The 17,364-nt window shown below is 46.4% G+C and carries 16 protein-coding genes, 1 pseudogene and 1 CRISPR repeat array; of the genes and pseudogenes, 13 read left to right on the forward strand and 4 right to left on the reverse strand.

The features are described 5' to 3' along the window. The first annotated feature begins 38 nt into the window (after positions 1-38). From BUQ89_RS13050 to BUQ89_RS13070, 5 genes are read left to right on the forward strand one after another with little or no spacing between them, the layout of a single operon-like run. Positions 39-1,679, forward strand: coding sequence for a hypothetical protein (locus BUQ89_RS13050; protein ID WP_028462372.1), 1,641 nt, complete (start codon positions 39-41; stop codon positions 1,677-1,679). Next, positions 1,676-3,271: a Cas10/Cmr2 second palm domain-containing protein gene (locus BUQ89_RS13055; protein WP_028462373.1), complete on the forward strand. Its 1,596-nt coding sequence runs from the start codon at positions 1,676-1,678 to the stop codon at positions 3,269-3,271. The genes BUQ89_RS13050 and BUQ89_RS13055 overlap by 4 nt, the downstream gene beginning before the upstream one ends. Continuing rightward, the gene (locus BUQ89_RS13060; RefSeq protein ID WP_028462374.1) at positions 3,264-5,294 is read left to right on the forward strand and encodes an RAMP superfamily CRISPR-associated protein; all 2,031 of its coding nucleotides are present in this window, start codon (positions 3,264-3,266) and stop codon (positions 5,292-5,294) included. The genes BUQ89_RS13055 and BUQ89_RS13060 overlap by 8 nt, the downstream gene beginning before the upstream one ends. Then, complete coding sequence (locus tag BUQ89_RS13065; protein WP_028462375.1) at positions 5,287-6,609, forward strand: RAMP superfamily CRISPR-associated protein; 1,323 nt, start codon at positions 5,287-5,289, stop codon at positions 6,607-6,609. Before BUQ89_RS13060 ends, BUQ89_RS13065 begins: the two co-directional genes overlap by 8 nt. Next, a complete protein-coding gene (locus BUQ89_RS13070; RefSeq protein ID WP_028462376.1) occupies positions 6,606-7,163 on the forward strand; it encodes a hypothetical protein in 558 nt (185 codons plus the stop codon). Before BUQ89_RS13065 ends, BUQ89_RS13070 begins: the two co-directional genes overlap by 4 nt. Positions 7,164-7,205: 42 nt before the next feature. Here the strand turns inward: BUQ89_RS13070 and BUQ89_RS13075 are convergent, their stop codons facing one another. Continuing rightward, positions 7,206-7,700 carry a recombinase family protein gene (locus tag BUQ89_RS13075; RefSeq protein ID WP_074202676.1) on the reverse strand — a complete coding sequence of 165 codons (495 nt, stop codon included), beginning with the start codon at positions 7,698-7,700 and terminating at the stop codon, positions 7,206-7,208. Positions 7,701-7,737: 37 nt separating this feature from the next. Between BUQ89_RS13075 and BUQ89_RS13085 the strand changes: the two genes are divergently transcribed. From BUQ89_RS13085 to BUQ89_RS13100, 3 genes are all read left to right on the forward strand, one after another. Continuing rightward, positions 7,738-8,909 (forward strand): IS3 family transposase gene (locus BUQ89_RS13085; protein ID WP_143772793.1). Its coding sequence is split into 2 segments (ribosomal slippage): positions 7,738-7,987 and positions 7,987-8,909, totalling 1,173 coding nucleotides; the frame shifts between segments, so codons are not numbered across the junction. 600 nt (positions 8,910-9,509) lie between these two features. Continuing rightward, entirely contained in the window at positions 9,510-9,890 is a 381-nt protein-coding gene (locus BUQ89_RS13095; RefSeq protein WP_028462533.1) for a type II toxin-antitoxin system RelE/ParE family toxin, read from the forward strand. Next, positions 9,868-10,200 carry a helix-turn-helix domain-containing protein gene (locus BUQ89_RS13100; protein WP_028462532.1) on the forward strand — a complete coding sequence of 111 codons (333 nt, stop codon included), beginning with the start codon at positions 9,868-9,870 and terminating at the stop codon, positions 10,198-10,200. The genes BUQ89_RS13095 and BUQ89_RS13100 overlap by 23 nt, the downstream gene beginning before the upstream one ends. A gap of 28 nt (positions 10,201-10,228) precedes the next feature. On the opposite strand, the gene BUQ89_RS13105 is transcribed toward BUQ89_RS13100, so the two are convergent. After that, positions 10,229-10,333: a S26 family signal peptidase gene (locus tag BUQ89_RS13105; RefSeq protein ID WP_083399586.1), complete on the reverse strand. Its 105-nt coding sequence runs from the start codon at positions 10,331-10,333 to the stop codon at positions 10,229-10,231. 110 nt (positions 10,334-10,443) lie between these two features. Between BUQ89_RS13105 and BUQ89_RS13110 the strand changes: the two genes are divergently transcribed. Further along, positions 10,444-10,746 (forward strand): IS3 family transposase, encoded by a 303-nt coding sequence (locus tag BUQ89_RS13110; RefSeq protein ID WP_074202679.1) that lies wholly within the window; start codon positions 10,444-10,446, stop codon positions 10,744-10,746. 119 nt (positions 10,747-10,865) lie between these two features. Here the strand turns inward: BUQ89_RS13110 and BUQ89_RS13115 are convergent, their stop codons facing one another. Continuing rightward, on the reverse strand, positions 10,866-11,420 hold the full coding sequence (locus BUQ89_RS13115) for a recombinase family protein (RefSeq protein WP_074202673.1): 555 nt from the start codon (positions 11,418-11,420) through the stop codon (positions 10,866-10,868). 141 nt (positions 11,421-11,561) lie between these two features. Here BUQ89_RS13115 and BUQ89_RS13120 point away from each other — a divergent pair, with 141 nt between their 5' ends. The 4 genes from BUQ89_RS13120 (at position 11,562) to BUQ89_RS13780 (ending at position 15,893) form a co-directional block, all read left to right on the forward strand. After that, a complete protein-coding gene (locus BUQ89_RS13120; protein WP_028462522.1) occupies positions 11,562-14,558 on the forward strand; it encodes a Tn3 family transposase in 2,997 nt (998 codons plus the stop codon). 88 nt (positions 14,559-14,646) lie between these two features. Beyond that, entirely contained in the window at positions 14,647-14,859 is a 213-nt protein-coding gene (locus BUQ89_RS13770; RefSeq protein ID WP_178377649.1) for a hypothetical protein, read from the forward strand. 132 nt (positions 14,860-14,991) lie between these two features. Next, positions 14,992-15,264: a hypothetical protein gene (locus BUQ89_RS13775; protein ID WP_178377650.1), complete on the forward strand. Its 273-nt coding sequence runs from the start codon at positions 14,992-14,994 to the stop codon at positions 15,262-15,264. Positions 15,265-15,578: 314 nt separating this feature from the next. Beyond that, on the forward strand, positions 15,579-15,893 hold the full coding sequence (locus BUQ89_RS13780; RefSeq protein ID WP_178377651.1) for a helix-turn-helix domain-containing protein: 315 nt from the start codon (positions 15,579-15,581) through the stop codon (positions 15,891-15,893). 382 nt (positions 15,894-16,275) lie between these two features. Beyond that, a CRISPR array of direct repeats spans positions 16,276-16,717; the repeat unit is 37 nt; unit sequence GTTGCAGAAATAAGACGTGCAGAGACACGCTTGAAAC. A gap of 150 nt (positions 16,718-16,867) precedes the next feature. On the opposite strand, the pseudogene BUQ89_RS13130 reads toward BUQ89_RS13780, so the two are convergent. After that, positions 16,868-17,364, reverse strand: a pseudogene (locus BUQ89_RS13130) (IS3 family transposase); the annotation flags it as partial.

Here is a 17,364-nt window from a genome sequence, read left to right on the forward strand (position 1 = left end):
CAAAAGTTTCGTGACGAAAAATAAAGGAAATAACAAACATGTCATGGTTATGGCTAATTTCGGTGGGTGTATCCGATGTGCAATTTCCGGTGTACAAGAAAGACCAATGTGGACAATGGAATGGGCCATTACGTTTTGAAAAAGGTCGTGGAGGCATTCGTAGTGTGCACGAAGGATTACTTACCTTGCTCCAGCAAGATAAGGTCAAGTTTCCAAACTCAGGCGATGAGCTGCCTAAACCAGTTTCGCGTGAAGAAGCGCGTGATATAAAACTCGAGTTTGAAGTGATAGACGATCAATTTTTAGCGATCATTACGCATAAACAGTATCAAATTTCCAATGGCGGAGATGCCATCCCAAATGATCAGGAACCAGCATTGCCGTTGTATTGCCCGAAAGTTTATCCGCTGTTGAAACCCGCACTGAAGTTGTTTGCAGAGGAACCGGTTACAGTCATCGTACTGAATACCAATCGCAATGAGAAACCAGGTGACGATCCAGATGAGCCTATTGCTTCCGGTCCGTTGGTCGCAAGATATCTGGCCGAACGGCTTAAATTAAAATGGGTGGATAATCAGGGAAATATTCCTGACATTCTAGAACAAAACGTAAGCACTTGGATTGATATCTTAACCGGCGATGAAAAGATGGAGAACACAATTGCCCAGAAAGCAGTCGTCAAGCGTTTGACTGCGATTATTCAGGCATGGAAATCAACGCATGATACGGATCACAAGATTGTTGTGACGACTTCGGGTGGCATGCCGCCGCTCAAACCAATCATTGAGCGTGTGCCGGCCACATGCCTGGGACAACAGGCAATTACCCTGCTGGAGCAATCCGAAAGAGGAGGTCCCGCAGTAATTGCCCCGCTTGATTATAATGTCCGCGTTTCCGAACAGGAAACGTTACGTTTTCACTGTGCTGAAGCATTGCGCAGCCCTGATTATGCCAGTGCCTATGGGTTTGCGCGCCGATATCCAGAGTTACCTTGGACTGAATCAGTCAAAAATCTGCTTGGCCCGTTGTTAGGAATGTCAAATCACCCTTTGCAGGTAAAGGGTCAAACGATAGAGCAATTCGTGAAAATTGCTTGCCAGATTGAAATCTGTTTGTGCATGGGGGATTGTGCCGGGGCATTGAGGCTTCTCGGCGTGTTCATCGAGTCTTCCGCATGGAAGCTGATTGAAAATGATTCGCGAATTCAACAATGGAATCTAACGGTGGATCGTGCCAATGAAACCGTTAATGGCGACTTATCGCCAAACCATGAGCTATTTGAGCAAAAGTTATTAGAACCAAAGCGCTGCGGTAAGCATAAGGTACTTGGCTTAACGCGGCGTTGGCCCGGATGGTTTAAGCAAGGTGAGCAACGACAGAGCGGGAATGCTTTGGATGCCATATGCCATTGTTATAATAAGAAAGATAATGCCCAGAACAGTGCGCGCGATTACAGAAATCTTCTTTCGCATGGTTCAGATAAGCCCATTAAAATAAAAGCGTTGAAAAGTTGTTTGAAAGAAAATGAGCTGATTAAGGATACCAATCAATCGTTCGGAAATAACTTCTTGATTGGCAAAGATGTAAATAATTTACTGGGTAGTCTCGGGGCTTCTGAACATACAAAAGCCATTGGTCAGCAGCTTGACGATCTTTTGAAAGAAGTCATTAAAGCATGAGCATAATCAAACTCGAAATCAGTCTAAAGCGCGTCCAGAGTTTCATTTTTGACGTGCCGAAGCTCAAAGCGATGCTGGGTGCTAATGCCATGATTGGGGAGACAATGCGCAATGTGTTGCCCGGATTGATGGAGAGAAATGGAAAAGGCTGTAAATTCATCTGGCCAGAAGACATTAAATATGATTTGAAAGATGACTGTTTAAAGGGATTAAAAGAGCATCTGGATGACCCTGCTATGCTTTATCAGAAAGGTATACTTGCACGTGATGGCGGGCACTTCATTGTGGCTTTTTCGGAAGAAAGCGATGCAAAAGCCTTCCGGGAACTGGCAGAAAAAGAACTGGCAAAACATTTACCTGGCGTGTTGTTTCAGGCCCGGATTAAACCGTTAGAGCAAACAGAGGACGAGAAAAATTTAAAAAAAGCGCCGGAAGAAGATTCTACGCAAACTGTTCCGCAAGAAATACATGTATTAAATTTGCCGGTACTGCAGATATGCCAGGTGACGGGTAAAGAGCCAGCGTCGCCTCAAGAAGAGGGAAAAGATATTCCCGTTGCGCGTTCGGTTACCGAGCGAGAGAATAAAGGGAAAGAATTCAATCAAGGGCACGCGTGTGACATCATCGGTCTGATGCACGACAGCCTATACCCCGACAAAGACATGGGCTGGAAAAGGCCAAACGATCTCGCTGCTCTTGTGTCAGGCGATTATCTTGCATTGATCCATGCCGATGGCAACGGTATCGGTTTACGCTATAAAGAATGGAAAGATAAAGAAAAAAGCGTTAAGCCGGAACATAATGAAGCTCGTGGAGAAATTTTTTATCGCAGCATGCGCGTAGCCGCGCGCAAGGCCGTCGTGTCAGCACTCTCAAAAACGTTCACTGAACGTGGTGGCAATCGGCCCTATCAGGTTTTGATGCTGGGTGGTGATGATCTGCTGCTTGTCTGCCGAGCCAAAAACGCGCTTGAATTCGCCCACAATTACGCGCATGAATTAAAGAACTACAAGCTAGCCGATGGTAACCCACTCCATGTGGCGCTGGGTGTCGTCATCGCGCAATCAAGTTATCCACTACATCGACTGCATGAACTGGCCGAAAATTTGGCTTCCAGTGCCAAGCGGCTTTATCGTGCTTTACCTGTAGGTGAAAGAACTTCGGTAATTGACTGGCAAATCGTCACCCAATCCTGGTTTGCTGATGTCGAAGTAGCGCGCCAGCAAGGTGAAAAAAGAGTTTATGCTGTTGATGACAAAACAGAAACCTTGCTGTTTACCGATCGCCCCTACCGTGTTTTGGGTAATGATAGTCTTGAAGGGCTGCTCACTTCAGCTAAAGCGCTGGGTGGGAAGGATGATAACAAAGTGAGTCGCTCGGCTTTACGCGGACTACGCGGCGCCTGCGAGCAGGGACGGCTGACCGGTGAATTGGCTTTCGAGCGTCTGCCGGATTGCGTGCGCAAGGTACTGAGTATTGATGACAGAAAACTCTGGCAGCAATGCGAAGAGAATAAGCCGCTTTATATGACGCGTGCGCTCGATGTCATCGGTATCTGGGAAATTTCCCGCTTGGGAGGAATTAATGACTGATCAGTCCGCGCCTCTTTTTTTTCAGCTTATAATTAAAGTATTAGAAAATTTGCATACGGGAACTGGCACTGGCCAGGGGGATATTGATGCCCTTGTCATTCGCGACCGCTATGGTAATCCAGTCATTCGCGCCAGCCATTTTGAAGGACTGTTGCGCGAAGCGGGAGACAAATTAATCTGGTTAGAAAAAATTAAAAAGATAGAACTGGCCGCATTGCTTGGTGATGAAGGCGGGAAACAAAGTTCCCTGTGCATGACCTCATTGCGAACAGACGAAAACAGCAAGACCCTGGTCTGGGCTTCAAGCAAGCGCAAACCAAATAGTCGAGTACCAGAAAAAGATACGCTGCGTTTTATCGAATATGTGGCTGCCGGCGCTTGTTTCAAAGCCATATTACGAATACAAAACGAGGCCCAACAAACATTGCTTGAACGTTTGCTCCGTCGTATCGATCGAATCGGTGGTGGCCGTAATCGTGGCAGCGGGCTAGTGCAAGTAGATTGGCAAACCTGTAAGGCGGATACTCTCCTTGAAGAGTTTTTACAAACAAAGTCAGATAGAGCACCCCGAATAAACCCCCAAGTTGAGCACCCCGCCCCGACCGTAACGCGCCTGCGCCTTGTACTGCGCAATTACGAACCGCTGTGCCTGCCGGTGACCGGGCATCCCGGTAACCTGATCCGTAGCGATTCATTCATTCGTGGCCAGAGACTACGTGGTGCGCTGATGGCCTGGGCGCTTGCCAATGCCAAAGAGGCACAGCTGGAAAAAATTTCGATTGGTGATGCATTGCCACTGCCAGCAGGTTTTACTCAAGCCCATACAGTCTTGCCAATCCCGCTGTCTATCCTGACCCAGAAACCTAAAGCAAAAAATACAACGCTGCCGTGGTGGGCGGGTGGTTCTGAGCAATTCAAGGCTTCTGATAGTCTGAGCGAGGCCGAGGAGCAAACCGAAGGTGAGAAGCGCAAGCGCCCCGGTATGCACGAATATCTTTGTAAAATAGACGAGTCCAGTACGTGGCTACGTTACACCCCCACCATGAACGTACGATTACGAAATAAAACGCTCAAGGGTGTAGAGACCGAAGCGAAATTATTCAGTCTGGAAGAAATCGCTGAAGGAACCTATTTTCAGGCAGAGCTGTGCTTTGACAATGCAGCTGCCGCTACCAAATTCATTAACGACTTTACTCCGCTACTCACAGGTCAAGATTGGTTCAGAGTCGGACGCGGTGGACAACCGGTAGGTGTAGCGTCATTCACCTCGATAGAAGAAACCAGACAAAGTGAAAGTGATTTTAAAGACGACTGGATACTCACCCTCAGTAGTGATTTAATCATTCGTGGCGACTACCTCGGTTTTCTCTATGATCTGGATGTTGATACGCTGTGCAAACTTGCCTGCGAAGACAACTGTAAAGATAAGCAAGATGGATGGCGAATTGAGAAAAGCATTGTTGAGACCGAAGTAGTGCACGGTTTCAACGCCGCCAGTGGATTGCATCGTGTTCCGGCACTGGCGCTGCGGCGCGGTTCATGCTGGCGGATCACAGGTTCTGGCAGTGCAGCCCTTGCAAGAGCGCTGGCTGTCAAACAGGCGATGGGTGAACGCACTCGCGAAGGCCACGGCCGCTTTGTCATCGGTGTGCAACCAATCACGACTCTTGAAAAACCTAAACGGTTGGAAAATCAGCCCTTGGTCAACCAGCAAGAAAAATTGCTCTTATCTGCCAAAAATCTTGCCAAAGAATCAGGTGCGAGAAAACCCAGTGCAAGCCAGCTGCAATGGTTGCGTAACCATGCGCTTGCCGTCAACAATGAAAAAGAATTGGACAATCTCCTTAAGGAGATTAGCACCGCACCAGAACGACGTCCAAAGAGCGGTAAGCCCTGGGAAAAATTTCCAATCGATCAATTAAAAGATGAATTTAAAAAATTTTCCAGCCTGGAAGAAAAACGCTTGTTGGTTTCCTATCTTGTTCAATATTTGATTCTCGAAAAGGAAAGTACGGATGAATAATTCTATGCTTTATTGCACCCTCTTCGTCGGCACACTGGTGCAGGAGTCCTTTTTGAGTGTTGGTGGTAACGATGATCCGCTTACCATCGTAGATAGCCCGTTTTGCCGCGATGGCCTGGGTCGACCGACCCTGCGTGGCACCGGATTAGCCGGTGCACTGATCGCCATCTTGCGCAGGCTTGATGGCAAAGTTAGCGACACGATTTCCGGTAGCAATAAAGGCCACTGCTCATCGGTCTGGCGTTTTTTTAACAGCCATCCATCATCTGCCGTGAAATACGCTTTTCGTCAGCATAACGCTATTCATGCGCAAACTGGCGCGGCGGCTGACAATGCCTTGTTTAATGTCGAAACACTGCCACCAGGTACTTGCTGGCATTTTATACTGGAAGTTGACACCGCGCGCGATCCTGAAGCCGCAGAGCGCGCAAGAAAGGCACTTGCCCACTGGGCAACAGGCCGTTGCCTGATTGGTCGTGAAGTCGCACGCGGCCTCGGCTGGATGCGTCTGGAGAATTTGTTTGAATATCCGCTCACCCTTGATCATATCGACCATTGGCCTTGTGCTGAAAAATCGCAAAATTATAAGGCCTATATCACAGAACAATTCCAGGATATAGCTACAAAGGTCGAACCAACGAAAAATTCCTTACCTGGCTGGCAGGAAATAACCGGTCGAGTCATTGTTGGCGAACGTGATAATGGCTACGGGATCGACAGCCTGTCCATAGGCGGTCACGCCAGCGAGGAATTGGCCGCGGCCTGGAATAATGACTTTCTTGCGCCAGACGCCATGGATACATCAAAGGCGAAGGACGGTTTTGATCCCGATTTTTCCATCGTCACGATTGAGCAGCAAGATGGCACCCGTCTGCCTTACATTCCCGGCTCCGGTCTGCGCGGCCCCTTGCGCCATGCACTGGCACGTCTACTCAAGGCACGAGGAGAGAGCGAGACATTGGTCGAAACATTGTTTGGCACAACTGAATGTAGCGCCAAGCTCTTGATTTGTGATGTGCTGCCAGATGAAAAAAGTCCGCTGCGCCTGGCTTGGTTACAACATCATGCCGAAGATGAGTTTGCTGGTGGGACTTTCAAAAGTTCGAAATTCGATCGCGTCGCCGTCATGCAAGCAAGCTTCATCTGGAAAATGGTGCTTGAAGACGCATCGTCTGTTGAAAAAAAGGCGCTGGAAGAACTGTTTGACCTGATGCATGACGGGCAGATCGGCATTGGTGGTAGCCAGTGGCGCGGCCATGGCTGGTTGCGCTGGGAGATTGATGGCCAAGAAATCGGTATGGAGGAGACGGCATGAATAATGAAACAGAGACAACATGCAAGATCATACGTCGGAATGGCGAATCAGCTCGCAGTGTTGTCGAGTTCCTCGCTGAACAGGCCAGTGAATGCGTGCCGTTGCTCTCTTGGGCCGAACCGGAACCGACGACGCTTAATATTAACGGCGCTCCCGGTCGCCTGAAGAATTTTGAGCCTCTCGTGCGTGGTTACCCTAACTGGCCTGACAATTTCCCACTGGTTGAAGCGCGTCTTTTCTGGCAGAACTCGGCGCTGCATATGGTTACCAGGGAAGAGGGTGGCTGCAGGTGGGCACATTTTGAAGAGACGGATGATAATGTACCAAATAGTTCCATATCACTTTCCAGGCATCGAAATGACAGGCAACCGCAATGTGATGCTAAAAAAGATACCCAAAAAGTGCTACGCCAGAAATTTCCGGTGCTCACAATAATCGATCCGGCCCGTTTCGGATTAACCACTGCACAATTCACCGCGATTGACCATCTTATGGCCGTTGCCTACCGGCAGCAAGGTCGCCTGGTCGCCTGGCGATTGATAATTGGGGTCTAGGGAGCAATGGAACGTAAAACCCGGTTAAGGACCCTAAGTTTTTCATTTACTGCGTGCAAGTAAACGTGAAACCGTTGCCGGATGTACACTAAAAAGCCGTGCGGCATCAGCAGCAGTCTTCTCACCTGAACTCACCAAATGTATGATTTCTCGTTCCTGATGTACCTTGAGTTTGGGACGACGACCACCAATACGACCCTCTTTACGAGCTGCATTCAAGCCATTCCGTGTACGTTCACGTAGCATAGCTCGTTCGAATTCAGCAAATGATCCGACAATCTGCATCATCATACGGCCTCCAGGTGATGTAGTATCAATTGCTTCTGTTAAGCTCTGAAATCCAGCGGCGGCCTGTTGAATCTTTTCCATTAAAGTCAGAACATCTTTTAAAGAGCGAGATAAGCGATCTAGCTTCCAGACTACAAGTACATCGCCCTTGCGTAGTTGTCCGAGTAAACGATGCAATTCAGGTCTATCCCAACGACCACCACTAACTTTTTCTTCAAAAATATGGCATGGTTTAATAGACCCGGACACCCCGGTTGAGAGAAAATATTCTTAACTGGAGGAAGAGATGGTAGCAAAAAAACAATATACAAAAGAATTTAAATTAGATGCAGTAAGCTTGGTATTGGATCAGAGTTATACAGTTGCAGAAGCTGCATGTAACCTTGAGATCAACGCCAACATGCTCAGGCGATGGATCAAGGAATACCAGGCGGATAATGATGGGCAGGCATTTCGAGGGAATGGAAAGTTAACGCCGGAACAAGAGGAAATTCGACGTTTAAAGTTAGAAAACAAGCAGCTTAAGATGGAGAAACAAATACTAAAGGAGGCGGCGGTCTTCTTCGCGAAAGAAACGAAGTAAAATATTCGTTCATCACCCAAAAGAAGAAGACCTATCCAGTTGGCATGATGTGTCGGCTGTTTAGGGTGAGTCGTAGTGCATATTATGATTATGTTCGGCGTCGAGCAAATTATTTTGATAATTCGTATCACATCAAACTCATTGATATTATTTTTGATATTGCAGAATCCAGCCATTATACCTATGGTAGCCGTAGAATAAAGAAGGCTTTAAATGCAATAGGTTATACGGTTGGTCGGTGGAGAGTTCGAAGCCTGATGAAAGAGGCTGGAGTTCAGGTAAGACACCGGAAGAAGTACAGATCAACAACGAACAGTAATCATAAACAACCGGTATTCGATAATAAGTTGAATCGACAGTTTGATGTTGCTGGCCCAAATCAGGTGTATGTTGGTGACATCACATACATCTGGACGCAAGAAGGTTGGTTGTATTTGGCGATTGTAATTGATTTGTTTTCCAGAAAAATAGTTGGCTGGGGTATGAGTTCAAGAATGAAAGCGCGGTTGGTTTGTGATACGTTGAGGATGGCCATATGGCAGCGTCGACCACAAATTGGTTTGATTGTACATTCGGATCGCGGGTCACAATATGCCAGTAAAGAATATCGAAGATTGCTAAAAGATAATGGTTTTATAGGAAGCATGAGTCGTCTGGGTGATTGTTGGGATAATGCTGTTGCAGAAAGTTTCTTTGGCAGCCTAAAACAGGAGCGTGTCCAATGGAAAAGCTATCAGACCCGCTATGAAGCACAGCAGGATATATTGCAGTATATTTCCATGTTCTACAACAGTTACCGACTACATTCATATCTGGGATACAAAAGTCCAAATCAATATGAAGCAGAAGCCGCAAAAATGATAAAAGTCGCTTAACTGGGGTGTACGGTTTTACTTGACCATGTCAAGAACCCATGGGCCAGAATACCACACTCAAGAAATGTCTCAAATTCGTCTTTAACAAAGTCAGGTAACCCTGAACCGGTTTCCGTCTCAATCTGTGCAAAGAAAGTTCCGATGTGTTCTTGCACCAACCGATACAGAGTGGTTTCTTCCGGTCGGTGCCGTTCATAGTGGAGCTGATTTTCAACCGCTGCGTGTTGAGCTGGTTGGCGCAGGTTCTTTTGGTGGAATTGGGCTCGGGGTGTGGCCGTCGACATGATCTTTGAGAACGAAAACATTTGTTCTCAAAGTATCGACCAGCTAATGCATTTCTTGAAATCCAGAGGTGTAATCCATTGAGCAGAATGTGCCGCCACGCGGTCGGCGATATCTGGTAGCAACTCATCGATACGACTATTTGGCCGGGTTGGAAGTTTAACGAGTGTCTCTTTGAGCCATGCAGCCTGCTATGCTACAAAGCAACTACGGAAGAAGAGATTATTAAAACTGAGGCGAAACCCCAAGAAAGCTTTATAAGTTGACATTATAGGATATTTCCTATACCCTGGCTCTGTAGATGATAAATTGGTTGTTATGAATATTGCGGAACCCCCGAAGTTACGGCCTGTTGTATGGCTGGGAAACACCAGAAAAAATATTATGGCGTTTCCAGAGGAAGTCAGGAAGCTGATTGGGGATGAGCTTCAACTTATCCAATTTGGCGGAATACCGAAGGATGCAAAGATTTTTAAGGGTGTTGGTTCAGGGGTCATCGAAATCGCATTAAAATACGACAAAGAGGCATACCGTTGTATTCAGGCCGTCCAGTTAGGAGAAAGAATTTATATTCTCCATGCTTTTCAGAAAAAAGCCAAAAAAGGTATTTCAACGCCAAAACAGGACGTGGATTTGATTAAGCAACGTTACAAGGAAGCAAAGGAGCTAGAGAGCCATGAAAAAACAAGGGAACATTGAATTTGAAAACAGCTCAGGTAATGTTTTTGATGATCTTGGAATAGATAATGCCGAGGAGCTACAAGCGCGCGGCATGGTTGGTTTTCATGTGGTTGAGCTTCTTAAAAGAAAAGATATGAAACAGCGGGAAATTGCTGAACTGTTAGGAATTAAACAAACTGAAGTGTCTCACTTGCTAAACGGCCATTTTAGCCGTTTTACCGTTGATAAATTGCTCGATTTTCTAAAACGGATGAATCAAAAAATAACAATCCAAATAAGCCCTCATAAGCAAGGGGAACCCTATCATAACGTCGCTTTTGACGCTTAAACTGTATTAGTTCGACTAAGCCAGACGCTCACTTACCCCACGTAAAAACCGGCTCAACAACATGTTGAATCTGCAAACCCGCAATCAGTCCAAAATACCGCGCATCAAAAGAATTGGGGTTTACATCGGACATGAGCAGATATTCAGAATCATGCAGCACTCGCACACCCAAACGATTGATGTATGCTGATTTTCATGGAGTCCAACGTTTTGTAAAATTGAGGTATGAAACGGAGGATAAAAATGAAAAAATCACCGAGAGCGAGGTACAGTCCGGAATTTCGCCAAGAATCAATAAAGTTTTTTAAAGAAAGTGGATTGGTGCTCGTTGAAGCAGAAAAGCGATTATCTTTACCCAAGGGGACTTTAAAAAACTGGATCTATGCAGATAAGCAAGGTGAGCTTGCTGGATTAGGCAAAAACCAGAAGCCACTATCTGATCTTGAATTGGAACTATCCAGAGTAAAACGTGAATTAGCAGAAGTCAGAATGGAGCGAGACTTTGTAAAAAAGTGTGCGGCCTATTTCGCGAAGGAGTCGCAGTGAAATATGGTCTAATTGAGTCGATGCGACAATCGTACCCGATTGTATCCATGTGTCGTATATTTGGTGTTGGGGTCTAGGGAGCAATGGAACGTAAAACCCGGTTAAGGACCCTAAGTTTTTCATTTACTGCGTGCAAGTAAACGTGAAACCGTTGCCGGATGTACACTAAAAAGCCGTGCGGCATCAGCAGCAGTCTTCTCACCTGAACTCACCAAATGTATGATTTCTCGTTCCTGATGTACCTTGAGTTTGGGACGACGACCACCAATACGACCCTCTTTACGAGCTGCATTCAAGCCATTCCGTGTACGTTCACGTAGCATAGCTCGTTCGAATTCAGCAAATGATCCGACAATCTGCATCATCATACGGCCTCCAGGTGATGTAGTATCAATTGCTTCTGTTAAGCTCTGAAATCCAGCGGCGGCCTGTTGAATCTTTTCCATTAAAGTCAGAACATCTTTTAAAGAGCGAGATAAGCGATCTAGCTTCCAGACTACAAGTACATCGTCCTTGCGTAGTTGTCCGAGTAAACGATGCAATTCAGGTCTATCCCAACGACCACCACTAACTTTTTCTTCAAAAATAAGCTCACATCCAGCAGACTTGAGTGCAGTAATTTGAGCTGCATTGTCCTGATCTTGAGTTGAAACTCGTGCATAACCGATAAGCATAATTGCAAAAACCTGTTGCCAATGGATGCAATAATGCAATATATTTACGCAACAGGCAATACCTTTATTTCAGGTAAAGCTCCATTGTTGCACAAACATCCGTTTGTGCAACAATGGCAATAACTAAAAAATAGCCTTCCGATGCCTGTTCAATTTCTGACAGCAGAACAACGCGCCAACTATGGTCGATTCATTGACGATCCCAACGCGGATCAATTGACGCGCTATTTTTATCTAGATGACGCTGACCACGCGGTGATTAGTGTTAAGAGAGGCAACCATAACCGATTAGGTTTTGCGCTACAACTTACTACCGTCCGTTTTCTCGGCACCTTCCTAGAAGATCCTCTGGATGTACCTGACTCAGTATTGCAAACATTGGCCCGACAATTACAGATTACAAACACTGATCAAGTGCTTTGTTATCGCGATGCTGATCAGCGTTGGGAACACACAGCAGAGATACGGTTGCGATATGGTTTCAGTGATTGGAGTAACTCGACTGTCAGTTTTCGCATGAGTAGATGGCTTTATGCCTTATGTTGGACAGGTACCGAACAATCGGGTGTTCTATTTGATCGTGCCACAACTTGGATGCTTGCTCACAAAGTACTTTTGCCTGGCTGCACATCTCTTGAACGTTTTGTGGCTCGTTTGCGCAACCGTGTTGAGAATCGACTATGGAAACGACTTGGATGTAATATCACAAGCGAGCAACGAACCCAACTGGAAGACTTGCTTACAGCACCACCACAAGGTCGTAGCTCCTGGCTCGATAAATTGCGATCTGGCCCGGCGCGAGTCAGCGGACGTTCATTGGTGCTCGCCATTCAACGCTTACAAACCGTTCGCAATTTGGGTATCAGGCTACCATTGACTGGTGTTCCACCCAGTCGGCTTGCTTCACTTGCACGATTTGCAGGTACTGCCAAAGTCACCGCTATTAGCCGATTACCAGCCGTGCGTCGGCTGGCCACTCTAGTTGCCTTTATCCACTGTCTGGAAGCGACCGCATATGATGATGTGGTCGAAGTGCTGGATATGCTATTACATGAATTTTTTGGTGATGCGGCCAAAGCTAACAAAAAGGCAAGACTACGTAGCATTAAAGATCTTGATAAAGCTGCTATCGTATTAGCAACGGCTTGCCGAACTTTGTTGGATTCCGAAAATGTGGATAGCGATCTACGTGAAATCGTATTTATACGTACCCCACATAAGATGCTAGAACAAGCATTAGCTTGTGTCGACGCGTTGGTTAGACCACCTGATGATGTGTATTATAGTGAGTTAGAAACACGTTACCGCACTTTGCGTTTATTTCTTCCCACTTTATTACGACACGTTCAGTTCGGTGCCAGTCCAGCAGGTGAATCTATAACCGCAGGATTTGACTGGCTACGAATCCATGAACTGCGTGTTAAACCAGAACCTCAAGCGCCACGAGATGTAATTACCAAATCATGGCAACGCTATGCCTTGCAAGATGATGGCAGTGTTGATTCGAAAGCATACACGTTCTGTGTACTTGATGAACTGCGGAAGGCACTGCGCCGCCGTGACGTGTTTATCAGTCCGAGTTGGCGCTATGCCGATCCGCGTGCTGGATTAATTTCCGGCCAAGAATGGGAGACTACGCGCCCAATTGTTTGTCGTAGTCTAGAACTGTCAGCAGACCCCGCGCCAACCTTGGCTGCATTATCTGCAGAACTAGATCAGACTTATCGTGCAGTTGCCGCGCGACTGCCCAATAATGCTGATGTCCGGTTTGAGGTTGTGGATGGTAAGAAAGAGCTGGTTTTGAGTCCATTAGACAAACTTGAAGAACCCGAGTCGTTACTAAAACTACGCGAATCAGTAGCTGCTAGGTTGCCTGTGGTGGACTTGCCAGAGATACTTCTAGAAATCTCAAAACGTACAGGTTTTACTGATGCATTTACTCATCTTACTGAACGTACTGCACGGGCGCAGGAGCTAAACACAAGTCTATGTGCGGTATTGTTAGCCGAAGCATGCAATACCGGACCAGAGCCATTAATTCGACATGACGTTCCTGCACTGCGGCGTGAGCGCTTGGCTTGGGTCGATCAGAATTATATTCGCGATGATACCTTAGTCGCCGCCAATGCAATCTTAGTGGCTGCGCAGAACCAAATTCCGTTAGCTCGCATCTGGGGTGGAGGTGAAGTAGCATCAGCGGATGGAATGCGACTTATTGTGCCGGTGCGAACGGTTCACGCCGGACCCAATCCAAAATATTTTGGCTTTGGTCGTGGTGTTACTTGGTACAACTTGATGTCCAATCAATGTTCAGGGCTTAATGCCATCACAGTGCCTGGTACTCTGCGTGATAGTTTGATTTTGCTGGCAGTTGTATTGGAGCAGCAAACTGAGCTGCAACCAACGAAGATTATGACCGATACAGGTGCATATAGCGATATTGTCTTTGGACTCTTTCGGTTGCTGGGTTATCGCTTCAGTCCTCGTTTAGCAGACATCGGAGGCACGCGTTTTTGGCGCATTGATCCTCATGCAGATTATGGTGAACTCAATTTTATCGCACGACAATGTGTAGCCCTTACACGAGTTGAAGCGCATTGGGACGACTTATTACGATTGGCTGGCTCTCTCAAATTGGGTCGTGTATCTGCCGCTGGTATCATGCGTACTTTGCAAGTGGGGGACCGACCAACTCAACTAGCCTTGGCTCTAGCTGAATTTGGTCGAATTGAAAAAACACTACACTCTTTGAGCTATATAGATGATGAAAATCATCGTCGAGCTACTTTGTTGCAATTAAATCGTACCGAGGGAAGACACGGCTTAGCTCGTGATGTATTTCATGGTAAGCGCGGTGAACTACGTCAACGCTATAGAGAAGGCCAAGAGGATCAATTGGGCGCGCTTGGCTTGGTGGTTAACATCATCGTGTTATGGAATACGGTCTATATGGATGCAGTTTTAGCACAGCTTCGAGAGGAAGGTCATGAAGTGTTGGATAGTGATGTTGCACGGCTATCACCTTTTATTCATGAGCGACACATAAATTTGTTAGGTCGTTACTCTTTTGCAATACCTGAAGCAGTTACACGTGGCGAGTTACGACCATTACGCAACCCTGATGATGAAGATCCTTAACCGGTTTTACGTTCCATTGCTCCCTAGACCCCAGGCCAGGACGTACCACGACCCCAGCCGCTTCGGCTTTTTTTCTATCTTAGTCAATGTGAGCGGCGACAAACGGCAATCATCACACCGTTTGATTGAAATGCCGACCGTATTGGGCCTGATCGACAAGACCTGCGACACTTGGATAAGTCAAGCCGAGTTTATACGACCTAATCGCCGTGTAGTAAATCTTGCGCGGGTAGGTTTGTTGTTCGCCGATTTAGATACCTACCGTACTGACTGGCAGCTGGGCGCAGCCCCAAACAGTTAGCTCAATCTGTTTTATATCATTGTCACAAAGAAGGTATCCCCACCCCGTCGATGCTGATTTTCAGTGGTCGAGGCATTCAGGCAAAGTGGCTGTTAGAGGGTACTTTACCCCGGGCTGCATTGCCCCGTTGGAATGCTTGCCAGCGTTATCTGGATTGACCGGTTAAAGCCAGTAGGCGCTGATGTAAGCGCTAAAGATGCCAGTCGCGTGCTTCGCCTGGTCGAAACAGTCAACAGTAAAAGCAATCAAGTCTGCCGCGTTGTTCACGTTGAAAACGGATCAGACGGCCAACCAGTGCGTTACAATTTTGAATACTTGGCAGAAATACTTTTACCTGTAGCCGCGTTTGGGATATTGAAAAGCAAAATCAGGCGCGTAATCAACGCCAGAAGCAAAAGCAGCTAAAACTGTTAGATGGTGACAAAACCACAAGTAATTTGCGCGGCTTTAGTGGCCGTCAGCTCGCATGGCATCGGTTGGAAGACTTGCGAACCTTAGCCACCTTGCGCGGCGGTGCCAGTGAGGGTGACCGGATGAAGCATCTATTCTGGTGTTTAACTTTTTACTTTTATCGGGTGCAACCAACAGCCGTTTGATGTACCACGAAGCGGCCGCGTTAGCGCGTGAGGTTGATGCTGATTGGGGCTACAAACAGCAAGGAGCCTGATGACGCTCTATTCTAAGGCGAAAACAGTACGAGGCTGGGGAAAAGGTCAGCTTTGGCGATAAAAGAATTTGCTCCACTCTACACGCCCCGTAACGACACCCTGATCAACCTGTTTGAAATCACAGACAGCGAACAAAAAGAACTACGCACGATTATCAGTAAGGATATGGCCGCAGAACGTCACAGAGACCGCGACAGAGAGCGCAGACGTGCAGCGGGGGCAGTGGACAGGGAAACATACCTGGAAGCCGCGAATACCAAGCAGCAGCAGGCACAAGCGCTAAGGGCGCAGGGCTTGAGTGTGCGGGCGATTGCAGAGCAGCTAGGCATCAGTAAAACCGCAGTAGGTCGCTATATTCAGACTTGAAAAACCAAAGTGTCCCAAGTCCCTGCGTATTACTAATGGCGAAGCCTTGCGGTTTGGGAGGAGATGAGTTTGTTATTTCTTTGGTATAGTGTGAGTCGTTGGGGTATAAGTCCAGGGTAGCTTGCGCTAACGCTTGTAGCGCATATAGGTACGCCTCAAATTGTCATTCTGGCAGACTGACTCGCCCAATGTTAAGATCGTCTTATAATGGTTCTCCAAGATCGTGTATTATCTATCAGCATCATGTTTTTGAAAAAAAAGCAGGTTATCACCGAAAAATTGGTAAAATGGAAAAACACTCGTTATACAGTTTTACTGCAGAAACTCAGGGAACAGCGGATAAGCTGTTGTTTCTGAGATAAAAACCAAGTAATGGATGGGGGTTGCAGAAATAAGACGTGCAGAGACACGCTTGAAACCCCCAGGGTATGTGTAGTTCGTCATACTGATGTGTTGCAGAAATAAGACGTGCAGAGACACGCTTGAAACGCTTTTATTTCTTTGTTGTAAAAGTATGAGTTGCAGAAATAAGACGTGCAGAGACACGCTTGAAACTCTATCTTCTAACAATTCCGAAGACTTGGGTTGCAGAAATAAGACGTGCAGAGACACGCTTGAAACGTTATTTTATTGTAAGAAGTAATGATGATTGTTGCAGAAATAAGACGTGCAGAGACACGCTTGAAACCGTTTAGATATCTAATCTAGTTCTAATGGGGGTTGCAGAAATAAGACGTGCAGAGACACGCTTGAAACGATGACTATGTTGACATCCGAAGGTTTAAACGTTACAGAAATAAGACGTGCAGAGACACGCTTGAAACTATCCTTTTTTAGTTTAGATATATTTTCGTAAGTTACAGAAAATAAGACGTGCAGAGTTGATCGACGAGAATGCCTGACTAGGCAGATGTGATGTGTGTTGTCAAATATGGAGTCCATCGGGTTAAAGCAGCTATAAGCTTTTCATAATATTATTGCTGAGTAAATGCTGCCGGTGACAGATAGCGCAGTCTTTTTTGCTTACGTTGTCGGTTATAAAAGATTTCGATGTATTCGGTAATCTCTTGAATTGCCTGTTGTCGTGTTTTTGAATTTCCGATGATGCACCAGTTCATTTTTAAGTATTCCCCAAAAACTTTCTATTGGTGCATTGTCCCAACAATCACCCTTGCGGCTCATGGAGGCGGTCATGTCGAACTGCTTCAATAGATCTTGATAATCATGTGCACAGTACTGGCTGCCACGATCTGAATGAAGAATCAATCCTATGGGCGGACGTTTTCTGGCAGTTGCACGAAACAAAGCCTGTATAACAAGATTCTTAGTCATTCTTTCACTCATAGAATAACCCACCAACTCTCCATTAAATAGTTCCTTTATTCCAGCCAAATATAGCCATCCCTCATCGGTAGAAATATAGGTGATGTCACTTACCCATGCTTTATTTTGGTGCACTAACAGTAAATTC

Source organism: Nitrosomonas cryotolerans ATCC 49181, from assembly GCF_900143275.1.
GTDB lineage: Bacteria > Pseudomonadota > Gammaproteobacteria > Burkholderiales > Nitrosomonadaceae > Nitrosomonas > Nitrosomonas cryotolerans.